Genomic DNA, 22,091 nt, shown 5'->3' on the forward strand with positions numbered 1-22,091 from the left:
GCAGCACGCTGGTCTTGTACGCCGGCGTCAGCGCCGGCGGGTGCGACGTCGTGTCGCGCATCAGGTATTCGGCGTCGGGCGCGGGGGCTCTCATGGTGGCTTCCGTTTCTGTGGGATCTCGACTGTAGAAGCCCGCTTGCGAATTGTCACGACCGCGTGCCCTCCGATCGCCGCGGCGGATGTCGGCCTACAGCCCGGCGCCGGCGTTGAGTACAGACTGGTCTACCGGATCATCCAAGGAGCGTCCCATGAGATACCACGCCATCGTCAGCGCCGTCGCAGCCTTTTCCATGAGCGTCAGCGGTCTGGCGTTCGCTCAGAACGACAAGGATATCCGCGCCGACCGGGCCGGCCAGGGGAGCTACGACGTTCGCCTGCCGCGCCACGCCGATCCGCGCGACCGCCCGGTCGACACTCGCCGTGACGACCGCAGGAGCGATCGCCGCGATGACTACCGCAGCCGCAACGACCGCCGGGACGACTACCGTGGTCGTGACGACCGGCGAGGCCCGCCCGGCCATGCCCCCGCGTACGGCTACCGCGACGGTCGCGGCGCCGGTCCGAACCACAACTTCTACCGCGGCGGGCGCCTGCCGCCCGAGTGGCGCAGCCGCCAGTACGTGGTCGACGACTGGCGCGGCCACCGCCTCACCGCGCCGCCGCGCGGCTACCACTGGGTGCAGACCGGCGGCGACTACGTGCTGGTGGCCATCGCCACCGGCATCATCGCGTCGATCCTGTTGAACCAGTGATCGCCTGAGGCTCAGGCGCGGCGCCGCCGCGCCGCGAACCCGAGCGCGCCGAGACCGACGAGCATCAGCGCGTAGGTCCCGGGCTCGGGGATCGGCGTCACCGGCACACCGCCGGTCTGCGTGAAGCCCGCGTAGGTCACGTTCGCCTGCGAGTTGTTGAAGAAGCCGAACTGACCGCCGGTGAAGGTGGTGTCGACGACCGTGGTGTCCCACAGCGTCGTCGCGCCGTTCTTCACGACGACGTGGATCTCCCCCGGGTTCTGGTCGAAGTCGAGGTGGAAGCTGTAATCGGTCGCCGCGAGCCAGCCGGCCGAGGACGACTGGTTCTTCGCCAGCACGACCATGTCACCGAAGCTGACCTGGTTCTCCCAGAACTCCTCGAGCGAGAGATCGGTGGCGCCGTTGCCGGTGCCGCCGGTGAACTTCTTGATCGCCATGCCCTCGGCCGCGGTGCGGCCGACGTAGCCCTGCGTGCCCTGCTTCCAGTCGAACAGGTAGAAGTTGCTCGAGTTCTGGTAGCCGAACACGAAGCCCATGTAGTCGTCGTCGCCGGTGCCGGCGTCGACGCGCCAGGTGCCGTCGATCGAGTACTTCGTCTGGTTCAAATTGTTCAGATAGAAGGACGGATCGGCGTTGATCACCTGCTTCACCGTGGTGTTGCCGGCCGAGAGCACCCAGCTGCCGAACCCCTGGCCGCCCGGGTAGTTCAGCGTGAGCGGCGTCCAGGACGACAGGTCGAGCGGGTCCGCGGACACGGCGAACGGGGCGGCCGACAACAGTGCGGCGAGCGCGAAGCGGTTCAGGCGAGTGGTCACGGGTGGTCTCCTCGAAGGTGGACGTGGCGGGCAATTTGTCTGTATTGCGACAATGAAATGCGCGAAGGTGGACTGTCGGAGTCGTCAACCCGTCTGAACACCCCAAGTCCTAGGGGCAGGACCCCTGAATCGGGGGATACCGCGGTCGGCCGAGGGCACCCGCTAAACTCGACGCCTTTGCCGCCGCACGAATCCATGGCTGTCGTCCTCCAGGCTCCTGCTGCCTTCGAACTCAAGAGTGCCGCGCTCACGCTGGTGGCGGTGATGTTGAAGACCACCGACCTCGCGCGCCTGTCGCAGGCGCTCGACGAGCGCTTCGCCGACGCACCGGGCCTGTTCGACAACGATCCGGTCGCGATCGACCTCTCGCACGTGCGCGACGCCGACGAGCCGATCGACTTCGTCGTGCTCATGCACCTGCTGCGCGGTCACAAGATGTTGCCGGTGGCCGTCAAGTCCGGCAATGCGCAGCAGATGGAAGACGCGCTTGCCGCCGGTCTCAGCGAGGCCCACGGCAGCGGCCCGGGCGCGTTGCCGGTGCGCCAGCACGCGCCGATCGATGCCGGGGCGGAGCCGCCGGCGAAGGCAGTGGCGGCGGCGGCACCGGCCACCGAGCCCGAGCCCGAGCCGATGCCCGAACCCCCGCGCACGGCGCTGGTGATCGACAAGCCGCTGCGGTCCGGTCAGCGGGTCTATGCCAAGGGCGCCGACCTGATCGTGCTCGCGGTGGTCAGCTTCGGCGCCGAGGTGATCGCCGACGGCAACATCCACGTCTACGCGCCGCTGCGCGGCCGGGCGCTGGCCGGCGCGCTGGGCGACACCCGCGCGCGCATCTTCACGACCTGCATGGAGCCGCAGCTGCTCTCCATCGCCGGCATCTATCGAACCACCGAACACGAATTGCCCGCCGCCGTGCTGGGCAAGCCCGCACAGGTGCGGCTCGCGGGCGAGAAGCTCGTCGTCGAGCCCCTCCAATCAGATTGAACCAAAGGATTCCGAGACCATGGCCAAGATCGTCGTCGTGACCTCCGGCAAGGGTGGCGTGGGCAAGACCACCACCAGCGCCAGTTTCGCCTCGGGCCTCGCACTCGCCGGCCACAAGACCGCGGTGATCGACTTCGACGTCGGCCTGCGCAACCTCGACCTGATCATGGGTTGCGAGCGCCGCGTCGTCTACGACCTGATCAACGTGATCCAGGAAGAGGCCAACCTCAACCAGGCGCTGATCAAGGACAAGCAGTGCGACAACCTGTTCGTGCTCGCTGCCTCGCAGACGCGCGACAAGGACGCGCTGACGCAGGAGGGCGTCGAGAAGGTGCTGAACGATCTCGCCGCGATGGACTTCGAGTACATCGTCTGCGACTCGCCGGCTGGCATCGAGACCGGCGCGCTGATGGCGATGCACTTCGCCGACGAGGCGCTGGTCGTGACCAACCCCGAGGTCTCGTCGGTGCGCGACTCCGACCGCATCCTCGGCATGCTGTCGTCCAAGACCAAGCGCGCGATCGACGGCAAGGAGCCGATCAAGGAGCACCTGCTGATCACCCGCTACAACCCGAATCGGGTCGAGGGCGGGCAGATGCTGTCGCTCGGCGACATCAAGGACATCCTGCGGATCGACCTGATCGGCGTGATCCCCGAATCGGAGACCGTGCTCGACGCCTCCAACCAGGGCGTGCCGGCAGTGCACCTGAAGGGCACCGACGTGTCCGAGGCCTACAAGGACGTGGTGGCGCGCTTCCTCGGCGAGAGCCGACCGATGCGCTTCACGGAGGCCGTGAAACCCGGCTTCTTCAAACGCGTCTTCGGAGGGAGGTAAGGCATGTCTCTGCTGTCCTTCCTGCTCGGAGAAAAGAAGAAGACCGCCAGCGTCGCCAAGGAGCGGCTGCAGATCATCCTCGCGCACGAGCGCAGCGGGCGCGGCGCGAGCCGCCCCGACTACCTGCCCGCGCTGCAGAAGGAGCTGATGGCGGTGATATCGAAGTACGTGTCGATCAAGCCCGAGGACATCAAGGTCGAACTGGAACGCCAGGACAACCTCGAGGTGCTGCAAGTCAAGATCGAGCTGCCCGACGCGTTGCGCTGAGGTCCACAAGGGAATAGCGGCGCCGTCCCAAGCGTCTACCGAGGGCGGACACCTCGTCCGCGCCTCCGGACTGCCGCCATGCGTTTCGCTCTTCGCCCCATTTCGCTCCTGATCGTCAGTGCCGCGTTGCTCGGCGCCTGCGCCGTCATGGCGCCCGCCCCGACGCGGACCGCCGACGGCGTGCTCGTCGGCGCCAACGGCATGACGCTCTACACCTTCGACAAGGACACCGCCGGCAGCGGCAAGTCCGTCTGCAACGGTGCGTGCGCGACCAACTGGCCGCCGTTGATGGCCACCGACCTGGACAAGCCTGCCGGCGACTACAGCGTCGTCACCCGCGACGACGGCAAGAAGCAGTGGGCCCTCAAGGGCAAGCCGCTGTACTACTGGGTCAAGGACACGAAACCCGGCGACAGGACGGGCGACGGCGTGCTCGGCGCCTGGCACACCGCCAAGCCCTGAGCAACTCGCCGCGCGCGGGCGCCAGGCCCGCTCCTTGCGTCCGCTGACGCAGAATGCCGCTGGGCGTCGACACGTGGGTCGGCGCGGGCAGGGCTGACGAAGGGTGGGCGCGGTGGCAAAGATTCCTCCAGGTGTGGGCCCGCGGTTTCCGCAGGTCGTGGTGCTGTTCGGCGCGACCGGCGACCTGGCGCGGCGCAAGCTGCTGCCCGGCCTGTTCCACCTCGCGAGTGCCGGCTTCATTCCGGGCTGCCGGATCATCGGCGTCTCGCTCGACGAGTACGGCGTCGAGGAGTTCCGCGCCGCGGCACGCAGCGCGCTCGACGAGTTCGCGGCGCGCAAGGTCAGCGACGCCGACTGGGACACCTTCGCCGCCACGCTCGACTACGTGCCGCTCACGGCCGGCCCGGCCGCGCTGCGCGCCGCGGTCGATGCCGCCGAGGCCACGCTCGCGGGCGAGAGCCGCCGGCTGCACTACCTGAGCGTGCCGCCGAGCGCCGCGCTGTCGGCGGTGCGCATGCTGGGCGAGGCGGGTCTGGTCGAACGCTCGCGCATCGTGATGGAAAAGCCCTTCGGCACCGACAAGGCCAGCGCCGTGTCGCTGAACGCCAGGCTGCACGAGGTCTTCGCCGAGGAGCAGATCTTCCGCATCGACCACTTCCTCGGCAAGGAGCCGGCGCAGAACATCCTCGCGTTCCGGTTCGCGAACGGCCTCTTCGAGCCGATCTGGAACCGCAACTTCATCGACCACGTGCAGATCGACGTGCCGGAGACGCTGGGTCTGGGCAAGCGCTCGGGCTTCTACGAGCAGACCGGCGCCTACCGCGACATGGTGGTCACGCACCTGTTCCAGATCCTCGGCTTCATGGCGATGGAGCCGCCGACCTCGCTCGAGCCCGCGCCGATCAGCGAGGAGAAGAACAAGGTCTTCCGCAGCATGCTGCCGATCCAGCCGAGCGACGTGGTGCGCGGCCAGTACAACGGCTACCGGCAGGAGGACGGCGTCGACCCCGAATCGGAAACCGAGACCTTCATCGCGCTGAAGTGCTTCATCGACAACTGGCGCTGGGCCGGCGTGCCGTTCTTCCTGCGCACCGGCAAGCGCCTCGCCGAGGGCCAGCGGATCATCTCGATCGCGTTCCGCGAGCCGCCGAAGAGCATGTTCCCGGCCGGCTCGGGCGTCGGTGCGCAGGGGCCCGATCACCTGACCTTCGACCTGGCCGACGCGTCGAAGATGAGCCTGTCGTTCTACGGCAAGCGGCCCGGCCCCGGCATGCGGCTGGACAAGCTTAGCCTGCAGTTCGCGATGCACGACACCGGGCTGATCGGCGACGTGCTCGAAGCCTACGAGCGCCTGATCCTCGACGCGATGCGCGGCGACCGCACGCTGTTCACGACCGCCGAAGGCATCGAGCGGCTCTGGGAAGTGTCGACCCAACTGCTCGAAGCGCCCCCGCCGGTGCGGCTGTACCCGCCGGGCTCGTGGGGCCCGAAGTCGATCCACCAGCTGATCGCGCCGCATGCCTGGCGGCTGCCGTTCGAGCGGGCCTGGCGCGATCCGAACAAGTCGGGCGGGTGACCGCGGCCTTCAGCCGCGTGCGACCTCGGCGGTGATCTCGTAGGAGCGCAGGCGAGCCGCGTGGTCGAAGACCTGCGAGGTGATCATCAGCTCGTCGGCGCCGGTGCGGTCGATGAAGGCGCGCAACTCGCGCCGCACCGTGTCGGGCGAACCGACCGCAGAGCACGACAGGACCGAGTCGAGCAACGCGTTCTCCTGCGGGCCGAGGCGCTCGCGGTAGCCGGCCTGCGGCGGCTGCAACTGGCCCGGCCGGCCGCTGCGCAGGTTCACGAAGGCCTGCTGCATCGACGTGGCGAGGAACTCCGCCTCGTCGTCGGTGTCGGCCGCGAAGACATTGAAGCCCAGCATCACGTGCGGCTTGCCACCCGGCGCCGAGGGCCGGAACTGCTGCCGGTACAGCGCGATCGCCTGCATCATCTGCGCCGGAGCGAAGTGCGACGCGAAGGCGTACGGCAGCCCGAGGGCGGCCGCGAGCTGCGCGCCGTACAGGCTGGAGCCGAGGATCCACAGCGGCACGTTCGCACCGCGCCCGGGCACCGCGAGCACCGGCTGGCGCGGCGCGTCGCTCAGGTAGTCGGCCAGTTCGAGCACGTCCTGCGGGAAGCTGTCGACGTCGGACCCGAGGTGGCGGCGCAGCGCGCGGGCGGTGGGCTGGTCGGAGCCCGGCGCACGGCCGAGGCCGAGGTCGATCCGGCCCGGGTACAGCGCCGCCAGCGTGCCGAACTGTTCGGCAATGACCAGCGGTGAATGGTTGGGCAGCATGATGCCGCCGGCGCCGACGCGGATCGTCGAGGTGCCGCCCGCCACGTGGCCGATCAGCACCGCGGTCGCGGCGCTGGCGATGCCCGGCATGCCGTGGTGCTCGGCGAGCCAGAAGCGGTGGAAGCCGAGGCGCTCGGCATGGCGCGCCAGGTCGAGCGTGCGGCGGAACGATTCCGCGGCGTCGCTGCCCTGCGTGATCGGCGAGAGGTCGAGTACGGAAAGCGGCGTCTTCATCCACCGCATCTGGGGGCGGCCGGGCCGCCTGCAACCGCCGATTCAGCCGCGCAGCGCGTCGCCGGCCCACAGCGCGTCGAGCTGCGATGCGCTCCAGTCACCGCGCGGCTCGCGAGCGGTGATGGCGTCGCTGGCGTCGGCGCGCGCCAGATCGATCTGCTGCGCGGCGATCGGCATGTTCGAGCGGGTCGAGAAGAAGACCTTGACGGTCGGCGCGGTCAGGTTGGTCGCGTGCTGCTTGACGACCACGGCGAGGCGCCCGGAGCGCAGCCGCACCATCGAGCCGGTCGGGTAGATGCCCAGGCTGCGCACGAACACCGCGAACAGCGTCGGGTCGAAGTGGCCGGCCCAGGAGGCCATGCGCGAGATCGAGTCGGCCGGGTCCCAGGCTGCCTTGTACGGGCGGTTCGAGCTGATCGCGTCGTAGACATCGCAGATGGCGCCCATGCGCGCCATCTGGGAGATCGCGTCGCCCGTCAGTCCTTGCGGGTAGCCGCGCCCGTCGACGCGCTCGTGGTGGTGCAGGCAGACGTCGAGCGCGACCGCGCCGGCCGTGCCGCCTTCGAGCAGCACGGCGTGGCCGCGGGCCGGATGCGAGCGCATCACGCCGAACTCGGCGTCGGTCAGTTTGCCGGGCTTGTTGAGCACCTCCAGCGGCATCAGCGCCTTGCCGACGTCGTGCAGCAGCCCGGCCAGCCCGGCCTCGCGGCACGCCGCGGCGCCGAGGCCCGCTTCGCGCGCCAGCGCGATCATCAGCGCGCAGACGGCCACCGAGTGCATGTAGCTGTAGTCGTCCTTGGTCTTGAGCCGCGCCAGGCTGACGAGCGCGCCCGGGTTGCGGAACACCGAAGCCGCGAGTTCCTCGACCAGCGGCTGGAAGGCCTCGGCATTGAGCGCCTTGCCCATGCGCAGCTCGCCGAACAGCTGCTGCACCGCGAGCTTGGACTTCCTGCACAGGCGCGCGGCCTGGGCCAGCTCCTCCTCGAACGCGACGCTCGGCGCCGGCACGGTGTCGGGCGGGTCGGGCAGCTCGGCGAACGACGCGGGCGCGGTCGGCGAGTCCTTCACCCCCGGCGTCGCAGGCGCCGCAGGGGCCGCCACGTCGAGGCCCTTGGACGAGTCGATCCAGCAGTGCGTGACGCCGCTGGTACGAACGGCGCTCAAGTCTGCCGCGTCAGCGAGTACAAACTTCGTTCGCCAGAAGGGGTGATCGAGCCACGGCCCCTCCAGGGCATGCAGGTGCATGCCCAGGCGAAGATCGGCGGTGGCGATTTTCTTCAGCATCGGGTGGGGTGCCCGCGCCGCGTCGAGCCGGCACCGGTCAGTGGATATCGGCTGTTGCCGGCTCGGCCTGAGCCGGGCCTTTTCCGGTCCGCCGGCGATGCAGCTTGCGCCGCGCCCATTCCATCAGGTCGTCGATGACGCTGAAGATCACCGGGATCACCAGCAGGCTGATGAAGGTCGAGGTGATCAACCCGCCGATCACGACAATCGCCATCGGCGCGCGGAAGCTCGGGTCGGTGCCCAGGCCAATCGCGATCGGCAGCATGCCGGCGCCCATCGCGATCGTCGTCATCACGATCGGGCGGGCGCGCTTGTGGCAGGCGTCGAGCAGCGCGTCGGTGCGTGACATGCCGAGGTCGCGCCGCGCCATGATCGCGTACTCGACCAGCAGGATCGAGTTCTTCGACGCCACGCCCATCAGCATGATCAGCCCGATCATCGACGGCATCGACAACGCCGTCTGCGTGACGAACAGCGCCAGGAACGCGCCCGGGATCGCCAGCAGCAACGCGCCCAGGATGCTGACCGGCTGCACGAAGTCGTGGAACAGCAGCACCAGCACGATGTAGATGCACAGCACGCCGGTCAGCATCGCCAGGCCGAAGCTCGCGAACAGCTCGCCCATCGCCTCCACGTCGCCGACGCCGCGCTGCGAGATGCCGGGCGGCAGGTCCTTCAGGCTGGGCAGCGCCTGTGCCTGCTTCTCGACCTCGCCGAGCGGCTGCTGGTTCAGCTCGATCTCGAAGTTGATGTTGCGCTGGCGGTCATAGCGGTCGATCTGCGCCGGGCCGCTGTCGATCGCGAGCGTCGCGACGTTGCCCAGCATCACCGGCCCGCGTGCGCCGGGCACGGCCAGGCGCGCGAGCAGGTCGAGGTCGGTGCGGGCATCGGCCTTCAGCTTGACGACGATCGGCACCTGGCGCTGGCTCAGGTTCAGCTTGGGCAGCGCCTGGTCGTAGTCGCCGGCGGTCGCGATGCGCAGCGTGTCGGCGATCGCGGCGGAGGTGACGCCCAGGTCGGCGGCGCGCGCGAAGTCGGGCCGCACGATCAGCTCGGGCCGCACCAGGCTCAGCGTCGACGTGACCGCGCCGATGCCGGGGATCGTGCGCAGGTCGCGCTCTACCAGCTTGGCATGCGCGGCGAGGGCGTCGCCGTCCTCGCCGGCCAGCACCAGCACGTACTTCTCGCTCGAGCCGCCGAAGCCGACCTTCACGCGCGCGCCGGGCAGCACCTCGAGTGCGTCGCGCAGCTGCGCCTCGACCGCCTGCTTCTTGATGCCGTGGCGCTGGTCGCGCGGCGTCATGTTGATCGTCAGCGTGGCCTTGCGGACCTCGGCCGCGCCGCTCGGCGCGAACGGGTCGGCACCGGTGTTGCCGCCGCCGATCGCGGTGTAGACGAGCTTCACATGCTCGTTCTTCTGCACGATCGCCCGCGCCGCCTCGGCGGTCGCGAAGGTCTGGGCGAAGGTGGCGCCCGGCGGCAGCGAGATCGAGACCTGGGTCTGCGACAGGTCGTCCGGCGGAATGAAGCCGGTCGGCAGCAGCGGCACCAGCATGAACGAGCCGACCAGGAACACGGTGGCCGCGATCGTCGTCCACACCCGGTGCTTCAGCGCGCCCTGGACCCAGCGCATGTAGATGCCGAGCCACGCGCCTTCGCGGTGTTCCTTCTTCGGCACCTTCAGCACGTAGGCGGCCATCATCGGCGTGAGCAGCCGCGCGACGACCAGCGACATGAACACCGCGATCGCCGCGGTCCAGCCGAACTGCACGAAGAACTTGCCCGGCACGCCGCTCATGAACGCGGTCGGCAGGAACACCGCGATCAGCGTGAAGGTGGTTGCGATCACCGCGAGGCCGATCTCGTCGGCCGCCTCCATCGCCGCCTCGAACGGCTTCTTGCCCATGCGCAGGTGCCGCATGATGTTCTCGATCTCGACGATCGCGTCGTCGACCAGGATGCCGACCACCAGCGACAGCGACAGCAGTGTCACGCCATTGAGCGTGAAGCCGAACAGGTACATCGCCGCGAACGCCGGGATGATCGACAGCGGCAACGCCGTGGCCGAGACCAGCGTCGCACGCCAGTCGCGCAGGAACAGCCAGACGACCAGCACCGCCAGCGCCGCGCCCTCGTACAGCAGGATCATCGAGCCGTCGTAGTTCTCCTGAACCGGGTCGACGAAGTTGAAGGCTTCGGTGATCGCGATGGCCGGGTGCGCGGCCTTCAGCGTCTCGAGCTGCTTGCGCACGCCGGCCGCGACCTCGGTCTCGCCGGCGCCGCGGGTGCGCGTGATCTCGAAGCCGACCACCGGCTTGCCGTTCAGCAGCGCCGCCGAGCGCTGCTCGCCAACCGTGTCCAGCACGCTCGCCACCTGGTCGAGCCGCACGCGGCGGCCGTCGCCGAGCGTGATCTCCATGCGTGCGAGTTCGTCGGCCGACTTGACCGTGGCGATCGTGCGGACCGACTGCTCGGCGCCGCCGACATCGGTGCGCCCGCCCGAAGCCTCCTGCTGCACCATGCGCAGCTGGCGCGAGATGTCCGCCGCGGTCGCGTTCAGCGCCTGCAACCGGCCCGGGTCGAGCTCGACCCGCACCTCGCGCGTCACGCCGCCGACGCGGCTGACCGCGCCGACGCCGGGCACGCTGAGCAGCGTCTTCGCGACCGTGTTGTCGACGAACCAGCTGAGCGCCTCGTCGTCCATGCGGGTCGACGCGACCGTGAAGGTCAGGATCGGCGCGCCGGACAGCTCCATCTTCGTGACCACCGGGTCGCGCAGGTCGCCGGGCAGGTCGGAGCGCACCCGCGAGACCGCGGCGCGCACATCGTCGACCGCCTCCTGCGTCGGCTTCTCCAGGCGGAACTCGGTCGTGACGATCGCCGAGCCGTCCTGCACCGTGGTGTAGATGTGCTTGACGCCCTGCAGCGTTGCAATCGAGTTCTCGAGCTTGCGCGCGACCTCGGTCTCGAGCTGCGCCGGCGACGCGCCGGGCAGCGCGGCCGTGACGGTGACGGTGGGCAGGTCGATGTCGGGGAAGTTCTGGATCTTCATCGCCTTGAAGGCGACCAGGCCGACCAGCGTCAGCATGATGAAGAGCAGCACGCCCGGCACCGGGTTGCGGATCGACCAGGAAGAGACGTTCATCGCGCGGGCCTCACTTGGCGGCCGACGCGGCGGCGGGCGCTGCGACCACGCGCACCAGGTCGCCATCGGCCAGGAAGCCGCCGCCAGCCGCGACCACGCGCGCCGTCGGGTCGAGCCCGCCGGTGATCTCGATCCGGTCGCCCAGGCGCCGGCCGACGCCGACCTTGACCTGCGCGACCTTGGAGTCCGGCCCGACGCGCAGCACGTAGCTGAAACCATCGCGCAGCAGCACCGCGCTCTGCGGGAGCGTCAGCCCCGAACCATTGCCGATCTCGAACTCGCCGCGCGCGAACATGCCGGCGCGCGCCGCGCCGGCCGGCGCCGGCAGGTCGACGTAAACGATGCCGTTGCGGGTCTGCGGGTCGACCGTCGGCGCGACCATGCGCACCGTGCCGCGCACCGGTGCCGCATCGCCTGCGGTGACCTGCGCGACCATGCCGGGCTTCAGTTTCGCCATGTCGTTGGCCGCGACCTCGGCGCGCCATTCGAGCCGGCCCTGGCGGATCATCCGGAACAGCTCCTGCCCGGCAGGAAGCACCGCACCGACGGTGGCGCTGCGCGCCGAGATCACGCCGAAGTCGGGCGCCAGCACCTGCGTCTGCTTCAACCGCAACTGCTGCATGCCGGCCAACGCGCGTTGGGCGTCGAGCCGCGCCTTCGCGGTGCGTTCGGCCGTCAGGTACTGGTTGATCGCCGCCTCGCTGAGCGCGCCGGTGGCCTGCAGGCCGCGCGCGCGCTGCGCGTTGGCCGAGGCCTCGGCGAGCGTGGCCTCGGCCTCGGCGACCGCGGCGCGCACCTGGGCCACGTCGGCCTGCATGGTGTCGGGTGCGAAGGTCGCGAGCACCTGGCCGCGCTTGACGACGTCGCCGACGTTGACCAATACGGTCGCCAGCCGCAGCCCGTTGGCCTCGGTGCCGACGCTGGCCTCCTGCCAAGCGGCGATGCTACCGTTGGCAGTGATGCGCAACGGCAGCGCGATCGACTGCGGTTGCGTGACGGTGACCGTCAACGCGGGGCGGGCCGGCGCGGCAGCGGCCTTGTCATCGGCCGCACGCACGGCGAGCGTGCCGGTCGCGAGTGCCGCCGCGACGATCAACAGCGTCGCGGGCAGTGCGCGCGACCAGGGAAAACGGATGATGGGAGTCATGGGGTCAGCGTGGCGAGTGACGTGTCGGCGGCGGACCAGCCGCCGCCGAGCGCGCGGTACAGCGAGATCCAGGCGGTGGCGCGTTCGCGCTGCAGGTCGATCAGGGCAATCTCGGCCTGCAGGGCCGAGCGGCGCGCGTCTTCAAGTTCGTACAGGCTCGCCAGGCCGCCCTTGAAACGCGCCTCGGTGGCGCGGAACGAGGCCGCGTAGCCGGCGCTCGCGGTCTGCGCATCGGTGCCGCGGTCGGCGGTGCTCTGCAGCGCCACCAGCGCCTCCTCGACCTCGCGCACCGCCGTGCGCAGGCGGGCGCGGTAGAGCAGGCCGGCCTCGTCGTAGCGGGCGCGCGCGGCGTCGACATTGGCGCGGCGCGTGCCGCCGTCGAACAGGGGCAAGGCCACGGTGATCGGGCCGATGGACCACAGCGTGCCGCTGCTGTTGCCGAAATCCGCGGACTCGATGCGCGCCGCACTCAGACTGCCGTTCAACGTGATGCGCGGCAGCCGTGCGGCGCGCGCCTGGGCCACCTCGGCGCTGGCCGCGACGACCTCGCGCTCGGCCGCCGCCAGATCGGGCCGCTGCGCCAGCACCTGCGCCGGCACCGCGGTCAACGCGATCGGCGCGGGCTGCGGCAGGCGGGCCGCGTTCGGCGCGAGCCGGCTGCGCAGGCCCGGCTCGTCGATGCCGGTCAGCGCGACCAGGCCCTTGACCAGCACGTCGCACTGCGCACGGCGCTGGGTCAGCAGGCCGTTGCCCTGGGCGGCGCTGGCACGCGCGAGGGCGGCGTTGGCGGGCGATTCGAAACCGGCCTTCGTGCTCAGGTCGGTCAACCGCGCGGTCTCGTTGCGCGAGCGGCTGTCGATCTCGCTCTGCGCCACCTGCGCCTCGCACGCGCGCAGGCTGGTGTAGGCGGTACCGACCTCGGCGGCGACCGCGACACGCGCGTCGTGCCAGCCGGCCTGCGCGCCTTCGAAGCGCGCCTGGGCGGCCTCGCTCGCGGCGCGGCGGCCGCCGAACAGGTCGATCTCCCAGGCGGCCTGCACGCCGGCGCTGGCGCTGTTGCCCAGGCCGCTGATGAAGTCCTGCCGGCCGCGCACCGCGCTGGCGTTCGCATCGACCGACGGCAGCAGCGCGGCGCCGGCGGCCACGCGCGTCGCCCGCGACTGCGCGATCCGCGCCGTCGCGGTCGCGAGCGTCGGACTCGCCGCCTGCGCGGCGTCGATCAGCGCCGTCAGCATCGGGTCGTCGAATTGCCGCCACCACTCGGCGAGCGCCGTGAGCTCGCCACGATGCGGCACCGGCGCCTGCCATTGCGGTGGCGCATCGGTGCCGGCGGACGGCGGGCGCGCCGGCGGCCCGCTGCTGCAGGCGGCAAGCGCCGCCGCTGTCGCGGCCGCCAGGGTGGTGCGCCACGGGTTGAACGAGGGTCTGATCACAGGTCGCTTTCGTTGTCGCGTGCACCCGTCGCAACGGGGTCGGCCTCGACGAGGCCCGCAGCATAGCAACGAGACGACGTTCGTCGCGGCCCGAAATCGACACGGCCGCGCGGCTGCTGACAACACGGTGTCAGCAGCCGCGCGAGCTCACCAGGCGAACTGGCGCTGTGCCGGCTCGGCACGCGCGCCGGCGACGGGCGCGGCGTGCGGTACGTAGCCGCGGGTCGCGAGGTTCCAGCCCTCGGTGGCGCTGGCCTCGCTCAGCGGCAGCATCACCGCCGAACTCAGCTTGCGGGCGACCGCGCGCGCGAGCAATGCCTCGCACGACGCGGCGCTGAGCTGGCGCGCGAAACGGGTCCAGCGCTGCTGCACCAGCGTCGCGCGCCATGCGTCCTCGACGGCCCAGCGCGCGTGGCACTCGTCGCCGGCACGCCCGGCCTCGATCACGCGCGGCAGCAGGCTCATGAAGAAGCTGCGGAAATCCCGCTTCAGCGCCTTGCCGGGCAGCAGGTCCTCGAAGCGGCTGATGCGGTGGCTCCAGCCCGGCTTCAGCAACTGCTGGCTGACGAAGGCCTGCAGCGCCTGCACCGGGTTGAACAGGCGCAGCCGGTTCGGCGGCAGCACCAGCAGCGGCAGGGCGCAGGCCTCGTCGTGCGGCAGCGGCTCGACGAAGCTGCACAGCACCGCGGTGCGCGACCACTGCTCGACCGACAGTCCGCCCAGGCCGGGCAGTTGCTCGGCCTCGATCTGCTGCACGAAGCCGATCGCATCGCGGAAGCCGTGCGCGCCCTTCGCATGGTTGGCCTTGGTGCTCATCACCGCGAGGTTGCCCGCGGCGTAGCCGGCGTCGTTGCGAACGCGGTCGATCGACCCGTCGCTGCCCTCGAGCGTGGCGCTGGACAGCGGCACGCGGGTGATCGGGCAGTGGCTGGCGTCGATCTGCTGCAGGTAGTTCGGCGTCACCTGCACCAGCTCGACGCTGCGGCCGCGCAGCCAGGCGTTCAGGCGCAGCTGCAGCCACTTGCGCACGTGGCGGTTGGCGGCCAGCGTGCGCGTGCCGAACGCGGCATCGCCGGCGAGCAGGCCGTTGCGCAGCGGGGACGGCTCCTGCGCAAACGGCGCCGGCAGTGCGACGCGGTAGTGGGCGTAGTCCCAGCCGAGTTCGAACCCGACGTGCTCGTGCGCCGTCAGGCCGGAGGTGGGGAGGCCGGTTTGCAGGTCGATCAGGATCGCGGCGGTGTGGGTCATGGCAGGGCTCCAGAACATTCGCGGCGACCGTTTCGCAGCGATGGAGGCAGTGTGGCGGTCAGGTAGCTCAAGGCATGAGCTACCCATGACCGAACCGCTCGGGGTATGCTCTGCGCCACTGGCTCACCTGGTGAGCCACCGACCTGATCCAGGATCGCCGCGATGGACCGTACCGAACGCTTCTACAAGATCGAGCTGCTGCTCAAGAGCCGGGGCTGCGTCAGCTTCGCGGCGCTGCAGGCCGAGCTCGATGTCTCGCCGGCGACGCTCAAGCGCGACCTGCAGTACCTGCGCGACCGGCTGGCCGCGCCGATCGTCTACGACGCGTTCGCCAACGGTTACCGCTTCGCCGCGGCCGAGTCGGGGCCGTCGGCCGACACACGCCGCGAACTGCCCGGCCTGTGGTTCAGCGAGAACGAGATCCACGCGCTGCTGACGATGCACCAGCTGCTGGCCGGCCTCGACGACGACGGCGTGCTGGCGCGCCACCTGCAGCCGCTGATGGAGAAGCTGCAGGGCATGCTGGGCACCGACGAGGGCGCGGCGCGCGAGCTGATGCGCCGCGTCAAGGTGATCGGCACCGCGCGCCGCCGTGTGCCGAGCAAGCATTTCGAACTGCTCGGCAGCGCGCTGCTGCAGCGGCGCCGGCTGCGGCTGCGCTACTTCAAGCGCAGCGACCGCACGACCAGCGAGCGCGAGGTCTCGCCGCAACGGCTGGTGAACTACCGCAACACCTGGTACCTGGACGCGTGGTGCCACGCCAGCGACGGGCTGCGCCGCTTCGCGCTCGATGCGGTGCGCGACGCGGCGCTGCTGGCCGAGAAGGCCAAGCACGTGCCGTTGCGCGAGCTCGAAGGCGCACTCGATGCCGGCTACGGCATCTACGGCGGCGGCGATGCCAAGGTCAAGTGGGCGACGCTGGTGTTCAGCGCCGAGGCGGCGCAATGGGTCGCGAACGAGGAGTGGCACCCGCAGCAGAAGGCACGCTGGCTCGATGGCGCGGTCGGCACGGGCCGCTACGAGCTGCAGGTGCCGTACAGCGACCCGACCGAGCTCGCGATGGACATCCTGCGCCACGGCGACAGCGTCGTCGTCACCGGCGACAAGGCGCTGGCGGCGCTGATCGCACAGCGCCTGCGCAGCGCGGCGGCGCGCTATGCGGCGCCGCCCGCCGCCAAGCTCACTCCAGCGTGATGCGCAGCACTTGTCCGCCGTCCGGGAACGCGCCGGGGATCGGCCCCGGCACGATCCCGAAGTTCGTCACGTAGGCGGCGCCGTCTGGCCCGATCGCGAGGCCGCCCGGGTAGAACAGCCCGGCATAGACGATCGTCTGCGCGCCGTTCGCCGCGACGCGGATCAGTTTGCCCGGCGCCTTCAGCGGTGGCCCGCCGGGGCCGGCGAAGCCGTCGCCGATCTGCAGCACGTAGAGCGTGCCGCGGGCGTCGAACGCCAGCCCGGCGATGTTGGTGAAGCCGCTCGCGTAGACCTGCGGCGTGCCGCCCTGCGGCGGGATGCGGTAGACGTTCGCCGCGCCGACCGGGAACGGGAAGCCGGTCAGCTGCCCGGCATACAGCCACCCGTCCGGCCCCTGCGCCACGCTGGTCGGCACCGCCTGCATCGGGATGTTGGTGCCCGCCGGCAGGCCGAGGAAGGGCGGCGCCGCCACCATGCGCGCCGGGAACACGGCCAAGGTGCTGATGGTCCCGTTGGCGGCAACCTCATACAGCGCGTTCGCGCCGGCGTCGGCGACGATGTGGCGCGACGGCAGCGCGACGATGCCAAACGGATTGCTGTCGTTGCCGCCGGGGACGGGGTTGTTGACCTGCTCGAACGCCGCGATGTCCGCGCCGGGTTTCCAGCCCCCGGCGACATTCACCCGCAACGTGGTGCCGAACAGCGCGGCCTTCGCGCCCAGCCCCTGGCGCGCGGACCCGACCGTGCCGAGCCCGATCGCGAGCTGGCCGTTGCCGGTGCCGACGAAGGAGATCGCCGTCGGCCCGCCGGCACCGAAGCCGCCCGCCGGCGCCAGCGAGGGCAGCCCGCTGATCACGCGCACCGGCGCGCTCGCGCCGGTCGGGTCGACGCGGGTCAGCGCGCCGGTTTCGCCGTAGCAGGCGGTCTGCCCGTCGCCCAGCACGGTGCAGGCGCCGTTCCCGCCGCTGCCGGCCTCGGCGACGAACAGCTGGCCGTTGGGCGCGAAGCCGATGCCGCGAGGATTGGCCAGGCCGCGGGCGATCACGTCGACCTGCGGCGCCGCCTGCGCGCATGCCGCGGCCAGCAGGCCCAGCGCCAGCGCGCTGCGGAACAGTGTCGGAAGGGTCATGGGAAGTCTCCTTGGCAACGGTGTTCAGGCAACCGCCTGGGGGACCGAAGTGTGAACTTCCGAATACCGCTTCGCCCCCCAGTGCCGGCCCTCAAACTAGGGAGGCCAGCACGGTCCCGGCAGATGCGCGATCATCCGGGCCGACCGACCCACCGAGAGGCCACACCCCATGAAAGCAAGCTGGAACGGCGTCACGATCGCCGAGAGCGACGACACCGTGATCGTCGAGGGCAACCACTACTTTCCCGAGAGCAGCCTGAAGCGCGAGTACGTGACCTTCAGCAACCACCGCAGCAGCTGCCCGTGGAAGGGCCAGGCGTACTACTACAGCCTGTTCGTCAACGGCGAGATGAACGAGAACGCGGTCTGGTACTACCCCGAGCCGAGCGAGGCCGCCGCCAACATCAAGGGCCGCGTCGCGTTCTGGAAAGGGGTGGTCGTCAGCTGATTCGCGGCACGAGCCGCCGCGCCGGGCCGCCCGAAGCAAGGCCCGACCCTTCCGAAGAGTCGCACGCCGTACCCGGCGTGCGGGGTGGCGTCACTTCCCCGCCTTGAACGACGTGAAGATCCGGGTCTGCACGCGGCGGATCTCCTGCGGCGCGGCGTCGGGCGGGGTCAGGCGCTTCAGGTCGGCGTCGCTCAGGAAGATCGTCTTGTTCGCCGCCACATCCTTCTTGACGAACTTCAGCGAGGCCGCGTTCGGGTTCGCGTAGAAGACCTTGTTCGTCAGGCCGGCCGCGACCTCCGGCCGCAGGATGTAGTTGATGAACAGGTGCGCGTTGTTCGGGTGCGGCGCGTCCTTCGGGATCGCCATCGTGTCGAAGAACAGCGTGGCGCCGCCCTTTGGGATCAGCGCCTCGATCACCGGCGGCGCCTTGGGTGCCGCCTCGATCGCCCGGGCGCGGGCGATGTTGATGTCGCCCGAGTAGCCCATCACCGCGCACAGCTGGCCGCTGGCCAGGTCGTTGATGTAGCCCGACGACGAGAAGCGGGTGACGAACGGGCGCACGCTCTTGAGCATCGCCGCGGCGGCGTCGTAGTCGGCCGCCTTGGTGCTGTACGCGGGCTTGCCGACGTACAGCATCGCGACCGGCAGCACCTCGGACGCCGAGTCGAGGAAGTTCACGCCGCAGCTCTTCAGCTTGGCCGCGTACTTCGGGTCGAAGATCAGCGACCAGGCGTTGTCGGGCATCGGCAGGTCGCCCAGGGCCGCCTTGACCTTCGCGGTGTTGATGCCGACCGTCACGTAGCCCCACATCCAGTCGACCAGGTACTGGTTGCCGGGGTCCACGTTGGCGAGCTGCTCGAGCAGGCCCTTGTCGAGGTTGCCCCAGTTCGTCAGCTTGCTGCGGTCGAGCTTCTGCAGCAGGCCGCCGGCGATCTGGGTCTTCGCGAAGTGCGAGCCGGGCACGACGATGTCGTAGCCGGTCTTGCCGGCCACCAGCTTGGCGTGCAGGATTTCATTGGCATCGTAGTTGTCGTAGTTGACCTTGATGCCGGTCTCTTTCTCGAAGTTCTTGATCGTGTCGTCGGCGATGTAGTCGGACCAGTTGTAGATGTTCAGCACCTTCGGCTCGTCGGCCGCGTGGGCGACGAGGGCGCACGCCCCCAGGGCGAGCAGCAGCGCGGTCTTCTTCAGCTTGGACGTGGTCATCACGGGTCGGGCTCCTCGGAAAGTTGTGGCTCGGGTCCAGGTGCAAATGCTAGCGGCAAACCCTCATGCGACCGGAATTTGCTTGCCGGGGATTTCGCGACGCAGGCATGATCGGCGCCGCTCTCAACCCCACCCCACAAGGACTCTCCATGCGCCTGAACGTTCACAAGACTTTGCCGCTGCTGGCTTTGGCCGCTCCGCTGATGGGGATGATCCCGGAGCTGGCCCAGGCCCAGGCCGGCGGCACGCTCGACAAGGTCAAGGCCTCGGGGACGATCACGCTGGCCTACCGCGAGTCGTCGATCCCGTTCTCGTACCTGGACGACAAGGCCCAGCCGGTCGGCTTCGGCCACGAGATCTGCCTGAAGATCGTCGACGAGGTCAAGAAGGCCACCGGCCGCGCCGACCTGAAGGTGGCGCTGCAGTCGGTGACCTCCGCCAATCGCATCCCGCTGCTGCAGAACGGCACGATCGACATCGAATGCGGCTCGACGACCAACAACAGCGCCCGCGGCAAGCAGGTGCAGTTCGCAACCAACTACTTCTACACCGGCACCCGGTTCCTGGTGAAGACCGGCACCACGATCAAGACCATCGACGACCTGAAGGGCAAGACCGTCGTCTCGACCGCCGGCACGACCAACTTCCAGATCCTGCGCAACCTCAACGAGCAGAACAAGCTCGGCATGGACCTGATCGCCGCGAAGGACCACGCCGAATCCGCGCTGCTGGTCGAGAGCGGCCGCGCCGTCGCGTTCGGCATGGACGACATCCTGCTGTACGGCCTGCGCGCCAGCAGCCAGAACCCGGCATCGCTGGCGGTGGTCGGCGAGCCGATCCAGGTCGAGCCGTACGCGATCATGCTGCGCCTGGACGACCCGGCGTTCAAGAAGCTGGTCGACACGACGCTCGCCAACCTGATGGCCAGCGGCGAGTTCACCAAGCTCTACACGAAGTGGTTCATGTCGCCGATCCCGCCGAAGGGGATCAACCTGAACGCGCCGATGAGCAAGGAACTCGTCGACAACATGAAGGCGCTGAGCGACAAGCCGGCCACTTGATCGGCGGCAACCGAGAGGCCGCGCCCGGCGCGGCCTCTCCTTGACGCCTCAGAGCGTCGCTGCCAGCCGCGTGCCCTGGTCGATCGCGCGCTTGGCGTCGAGTTCGGCCGCTTCGTCGGCGCCGCCGATCAGGTGCGTCCTGATGCCTGCCGCCTTCAGCGGTGCGAGCAGCTCGCGCAGCGGCTCCTGGCCAGCGCACAGCACGACCGTGTCGCACTCGATCAACTGGCCATCGGCGCGCTTGTCGCCGTAGGTCACGAACAGGCCCTGCGGACCGATGCGCTCGTAGTTGACGCCGCCGATCATCTCGACCTGCTTCATCTGCAGCGCGGCCCGGTGGATCCAGCCGGTCGTCTTGCCCAGCCCCTTGCCGAGCTTGCCGGACTTGCGCTGCAACAGCGTCACCTGGCGCGCCGGCGCGGCGGGCTGCGCACGCACGACACCGCCGCGCACCGTCGCCGGATCGGCCACGCCCCATTCGGCCAGCCACTCGTGCAGGTTCAGGGTCGGCGAGTGGCCGGGCGTGGTCACGAGGTACTCGGCCACGTCGAAGCCGATGCCGCCGGCGCCGACGATCGCGACGCGCGCGCCGACCGGCTTGCGGTGCAGCAGCACGTCAACATAGCTCAGCACGTTCGGCCCGTCGGCGCCCGGGATCTTCGGCATGCGCGGCAGCACGCCGGTGGCGAGCACGACCTCGTCGAAGCGCTGCGCGATCAGCGCCGCCGCCTCGATGCGGCGCGACAGGTGCAGCTGCACGCCCGTCAGCGCCAGGCGCCGGGCGAAGTAGCGCAGCGTCTCGCTGAACTCCTCCTTGCCCGGGATGCGCCGCGCCATGTTGAACTGGCCACCGATCTCGGACGCGGCCTCGAACAGGTGCACCTCGTGGCCCCGCTCGGCCAGCGCCGTCGCCGTGGCCAGCCCGGCCGGACCGGCGCCGACCACGGCGATGCGCTTGCGCCGCACCGCCGGCCGCAGCACCAGCTCGGTCTCGTGCCCGGCGCGCGGGTTCACCAGGCAGGACGCGAGCTGCGCCTTGAAGGTGTGGTCCAGGCAGGCCTGGTTGCACGCGATGCAGGTGTTGATCTCGTCGCGCCGGCCCTGCGCCGCCTTGACGACGAACTCGGCATCGGCCAGCAGCGGCCGCGCCATGCTGACCATGTCGGCGCAGCCTTCGGCCAGGATCGCCTCGGCGACCTCGGGCATGTTGATGCGGTTGCTGGTGACCAGCGGAACGGTCAGCCCGGCGCCGCGCAGCTCCTTGCGCATCTTCTGCGTCACCCACGCGAACGCGCCGCGCGGCACGCTGGTCGCGATCGTCGGCACCCGGGCCTCGTGCCAGCCGATGCCGGTGTTGATGATGGTCGCGCCCGCGCGCTCGACCGCCTTGGCGAGCGTGACGACCTCGGGCCAGCTGCTGCCGTCCGGGATCAGGTCGAGCATCGACAGCCGGTAGATCAGGATGAAGTCGGGCCCGACCGCCTCGCGCACGCGCTGCACGATCTCGACCGCCAGCCGCATGCGGTTCTCGTACGCGCCGCCCCACTCGTCGGTGCGGTGGTTGGTGTGGGTGACCAGGAACTGGTTGATGAAGTAGCCCTCGCTGCCCATCACCTCGACGCCGTCGTAGCCGGCCTCGCGCGCCAGCGTCGCGCAGCGCACGAACGCGGCGATCTGGCGCTCGATGCCGCGCACGCTGAGCTCGCGCGGCGTGAACGGCGAGATCGGGCTCTGGATGCGCGACGGCGCGACGCAGAACGGCGAGTAGCCGTAGCGCCCCGTGTGCAGGATCTGCAGCGCGATCTTGCCGCCCTCGGCATGCACGGCGTCCGTGACGACGCGATGGCGCCGCGCCGCGCCACCAGTGCTCAGCGTGCCGGCCAACGGCTTGGCCCAGCCCTCGACGTTCGGCGCGAAGCCGCCCGTCACGATCAGCCCGACGCCGCCGCGCGCCCGCTCGGCGAAGAACGCGGCCATCGCCGGGAAGTGCCTGCGCCCGTCCTCCAGCCCGGTGTGCATGCTGCCCATCAGCACCCGGTTCCGCAGGGTCGTGAAGCCGAGGTCGAGCGGCGCGAGCAGATGGGGATACGGGCTGTTGGCCAAGGCGGC

Annotated in this window: 20 protein-coding genes; 9 read left to right on the plus strand and 11 right to left on the minus strand. The window is 70.2% G+C overall.

Going from position 1 to position 22,091, the window contains the following annotated elements; translation table 11 throughout:
• Positions 1-94 (minus strand): hypothetical protein (locus ASC76_RS26675; protein WP_371262165.1); only part of this gene is annotated, 94 nt, incomplete at its 3' end.
• A 154-nt stretch (positions 95-248) separates the two neighbouring features.
• On the opposite strand from ASC76_RS26675, the gene ASC76_RS20690 reads away from it, so the two are divergent.
• Positions 249-752 (plus strand): RcnB family protein, encoded by a 504-nt coding sequence (locus tag ASC76_RS20690; protein WP_056471240.1) that lies wholly within the window; start codon positions 249-251, stop codon positions 750-752.
• Between the two features lie 11 nt (positions 753-763).
• Here the strand turns inward: ASC76_RS20690 and ASC76_RS26285 are convergent, their stop codons facing one another.
• Entirely contained in the window at positions 764-1,567 is an 804-nt protein-coding gene (locus tag ASC76_RS26285; RefSeq protein ID WP_056471243.1) for a PEP-CTERM sorting domain-containing protein, read from the minus strand.
• A 195-nt stretch (positions 1,568-1,762) separates the two neighbouring features.
• Between ASC76_RS26285 and minC the strand changes: the two genes are divergently transcribed.
• The 5 genes from minC (at position 1,763) to zwf (ending at position 5,691) form a co-directional block, all read left to right on the plus strand.
• Positions 1,763-2,551, plus strand: coding sequence for a septum site-determining protein MinC (minC, locus tag ASC76_RS20700; protein ID WP_056471245.1), 789 nt, complete (start codon positions 1,763-1,765; stop codon positions 2,549-2,551).
• Between the two features lie 19 nt (positions 2,552-2,570).
• On the plus strand, positions 2,571-3,386 hold the full coding sequence (gene minD / locus ASC76_RS20705; protein WP_056471248.1) for a septum site-determining protein MinD: 816 nt from the start codon (positions 2,571-2,573) through the stop codon (positions 3,384-3,386).
• A 3-nt stretch (positions 3,387-3,389) separates the two neighbouring features.
• Positions 3,390-3,653 carry a cell division topological specificity factor MinE gene (gene minE, locus ASC76_RS20710; protein ID WP_056471251.1) on the plus strand — a complete coding sequence of 88 codons (264 nt, stop codon included), beginning with the start codon at positions 3,390-3,392 and terminating at the stop codon, positions 3,651-3,653.
• 147 nt (positions 3,654-3,800) lie between these two features.
• Positions 3,801-4,115, plus strand: coding sequence for a hypothetical protein (locus ASC76_RS20715; RefSeq protein ID WP_235580556.1), 315 nt, complete (start codon positions 3,801-3,803; stop codon positions 4,113-4,115).
• A 112-nt stretch (positions 4,116-4,227) separates the two neighbouring features.
• The gene (gene zwf / locus ASC76_RS20720) at positions 4,228-5,691 is read left to right on the plus strand and encodes a glucose-6-phosphate dehydrogenase (RefSeq protein WP_200947196.1); all 1,464 of its coding nucleotides are present in this window, start codon (positions 4,228-4,230) and stop codon (positions 5,689-5,691) included.
• 9 nt (positions 5,692-5,700) lie between these two features.
• On the opposite strand, the gene ASC76_RS20725 is transcribed toward zwf, so the two are convergent.
• From ASC76_RS20725 to ASC76_RS20750, 6 genes are all read right to left on the minus strand, one after another.
• Positions 5,701-6,687, minus strand: coding sequence for an LLM class flavin-dependent oxidoreductase (locus ASC76_RS20725; RefSeq protein ID WP_235580544.1), 987 nt, complete (start codon positions 6,685-6,687; stop codon positions 5,701-5,703).
• A gap of 42 nt (positions 6,688-6,729) precedes the next feature.
• Positions 6,730-7,971 carry an HD-GYP domain-containing protein gene (locus tag ASC76_RS20730; RefSeq protein WP_056471262.1) on the minus strand — a complete coding sequence of 414 codons (1,242 nt, stop codon included), beginning with the start codon at positions 7,969-7,971 and terminating at the stop codon, positions 6,730-6,732.
• Between the two features lie 37 nt (positions 7,972-8,008).
• Positions 8,009-11,116 carry an efflux RND transporter permease subunit gene (locus ASC76_RS20735; protein WP_056472099.1) on the minus strand — a complete coding sequence of 1,036 codons (3,108 nt, stop codon included), beginning with the start codon at positions 11,114-11,116 and terminating at the stop codon, positions 8,009-8,011.
• 10 nt (positions 11,117-11,126) lie between these two features.
• On the minus strand, positions 11,127-12,263 hold the full coding sequence (locus ASC76_RS20740; protein WP_056471265.1) for an efflux RND transporter periplasmic adaptor subunit: 1,137 nt from the start codon (positions 12,261-12,263) through the stop codon (positions 11,127-11,129).
• Positions 12,260-13,696 (minus strand): efflux transporter outer membrane subunit, encoded by a 1,437-nt coding sequence (locus ASC76_RS20745; RefSeq protein WP_235580545.1) that lies wholly within the window; start codon positions 13,694-13,696, stop codon positions 12,260-12,262. Before ASC76_RS20745 ends, ASC76_RS20740 begins: the two co-directional genes overlap by 4 nt.
• 147 nt (positions 13,697-13,843) lie before the next feature.
• The gene (locus ASC76_RS20750) at positions 13,844-14,944 is read right to left on the minus strand and encodes a hypothetical protein (protein WP_157615937.1); all 1,101 of its coding nucleotides are present in this window, start codon (positions 14,942-14,944) and stop codon (positions 13,844-13,846) included.
• Positions 14,945-15,106: 162 nt separating this feature from the next.
• Here ASC76_RS20750 and ASC76_RS20755 point away from each other — a divergent pair, with 162 nt between their 5' ends.
• Positions 15,107-16,138: a YafY family protein gene (locus ASC76_RS20755; protein ID WP_056471271.1), complete on the plus strand. Its 1,032-nt coding sequence runs from the start codon at positions 15,107-15,109 to the stop codon at positions 16,136-16,138.
• Here the strand turns inward: ASC76_RS20755 and ASC76_RS20760 are convergent.
• Positions 16,125-17,267, minus strand: a complete 1,143-nt coding sequence (locus tag ASC76_RS20760) for a ScyD/ScyE family protein (RefSeq protein ID WP_056471274.1) — start codon at positions 17,265-17,267, stop codon at positions 16,125-16,127. The genes ASC76_RS20755 and ASC76_RS20760 overlap by 14 nt on opposite strands.
• Positions 17,268-17,436: 169 nt before the next feature.
• On the opposite strand from ASC76_RS20760, the gene ASC76_RS20765 reads away from it, so the two are divergent.
• Positions 17,437-17,715, plus strand: a complete 279-nt coding sequence (locus ASC76_RS20765; protein WP_056471277.1) for a DUF427 domain-containing protein — start codon at positions 17,437-17,439, stop codon at positions 17,713-17,715.
• A 90-nt stretch (positions 17,716-17,805) separates the two neighbouring features.
• On the opposite strand, the gene ASC76_RS20770 is transcribed toward ASC76_RS20765, so the two are convergent.
• Positions 17,806-18,921: an extracellular solute-binding protein gene (locus ASC76_RS20770; protein WP_056471282.1), complete on the minus strand. Its 1,116-nt coding sequence runs from the start codon at positions 18,919-18,921 to the stop codon at positions 17,806-17,808.
• Positions 18,922-19,124: 203 nt separating this feature from the next.
• Between ASC76_RS20770 and ASC76_RS20775 the strand changes: the two genes are divergently transcribed.
• Complete coding sequence (locus ASC76_RS20775) at positions 19,125-19,982, plus strand: transporter substrate-binding domain-containing protein (protein WP_056472103.1); 858 nt, start codon at positions 19,125-19,127, stop codon at positions 19,980-19,982.
• 48 nt (positions 19,983-20,030) lie between these two features.
• On the opposite strand, the gene ASC76_RS20780 is transcribed toward ASC76_RS20775, so the two are convergent.
• A complete protein-coding gene (locus ASC76_RS20780) occupies positions 20,031-22,085 on the minus strand; it encodes an NADPH-dependent 2,4-dienoyl-CoA reductase (RefSeq protein ID WP_056471285.1) in 2,055 nt (684 codons plus the stop codon).
• Between the last annotated feature and the right edge of the window lie 6 nt (positions 22,086-22,091).

The organism is Rhizobacter sp. Root404, from assembly GCF_001425865.1.
In the GTDB taxonomy this organism is placed as follows: domain Bacteria; phylum Pseudomonadota; class Gammaproteobacteria; order Burkholderiales; family Burkholderiaceae_C; genus LMDS01.

What these genes read in the sequence shown, in the direction of transcription:
- minD (WP_056471248.1), top strand. Translation starts at nt 2,571, where the DNA reads ATGGCCAAGATCGTCGTCGTGACCTCCGGCAAGGGTGGCGTGGGCAAG.
- ASC76_RS20765 (WP_056471277.1), top strand. Translation starts at nt 17,437, where the DNA reads ATGAAAGCAAGCTGGAACGGCGTCACGATCGCCGAGAGCGACGACACC.
- ASC76_RS20715 (WP_235580556.1), top strand. Translation starts at nt 3,801, where the DNA reads ATGGCGCCCGCCCCGACGCGGACCGCCGACGGCGTGCTCGTCGGCGCC.
- ASC76_RS20740 (WP_056471265.1), bottom strand. Translation starts at nt 12,263, where the DNA reads ATGACTCCCATCATCCGTTTTCCCTGGTCGCGCGCACTGCCCGCGACG.
- ASC76_RS20760 (WP_056471274.1), bottom strand. Translation starts at nt 17,267, where the DNA reads ATGACCCTTCCGACACTGTTCCGCAGCGCGCTGGCGCTGGGCCTGCTG.
- ASC76_RS20730 (WP_056471262.1), bottom strand. Translation starts at nt 7,971, where the DNA reads ATGCTGAAGAAAATCGCCACCGCCGATCTTCGCCTGGGCATGCACCTG.
- ASC76_RS20755 (WP_056471271.1), top strand. Translation starts at nt 15,107, where the DNA reads ATGGACCGTACCGAACGCTTCTACAAGATCGAGCTGCTGCTCAAGAGC.
- ASC76_RS20750 (WP_157615937.1), bottom strand. Translation starts at nt 14,944, where the DNA reads ATGACCCACACCGCCGCGATCCTGATCGACCTGCAAACCGGCCTCCCC.
- minE (WP_056471251.1), top strand. Translation starts at nt 3,390, where the DNA reads ATGTCTCTGCTGTCCTTCCTGCTCGGAGAAAAGAAGAAGACCGCCAGC.
- minC (WP_056471245.1), top strand. Translation starts at nt 1,763, where the DNA reads ATGGCTGTCGTCCTCCAGGCTCCTGCTGCCTTCGAACTCAAGAGTGCC.
- ASC76_RS20690 (WP_056471240.1), top strand. Translation starts at nt 249, where the DNA reads ATGAGATACCACGCCATCGTCAGCGCCGTCGCAGCCTTTTCCATGAGC.
- ASC76_RS20770 (WP_056471282.1), bottom strand. Translation starts at nt 18,921, where the DNA reads ATGACCACGTCCAAGCTGAAGAAGACCGCGCTGCTGCTCGCCCTGGGG.
- ASC76_RS20725 (WP_235580544.1), bottom strand. Translation starts at nt 6,687, where the DNA reads ATGAAGACGCCGCTTTCCGTACTCGACCTCTCGCCGATCACGCAGGGC.
- ASC76_RS20735 (WP_056472099.1), bottom strand. Translation starts at nt 11,116, where the DNA reads ATGAACGTCTCTTCCTGGTCGATCCGCAACCCGGTGCCGGGCGTGCTG.
- ASC76_RS20775 (WP_056472103.1), top strand. Translation starts at nt 19,125, where the DNA reads ATGGGGATGATCCCGGAGCTGGCCCAGGCCCAGGCCGGCGGCACGCTC.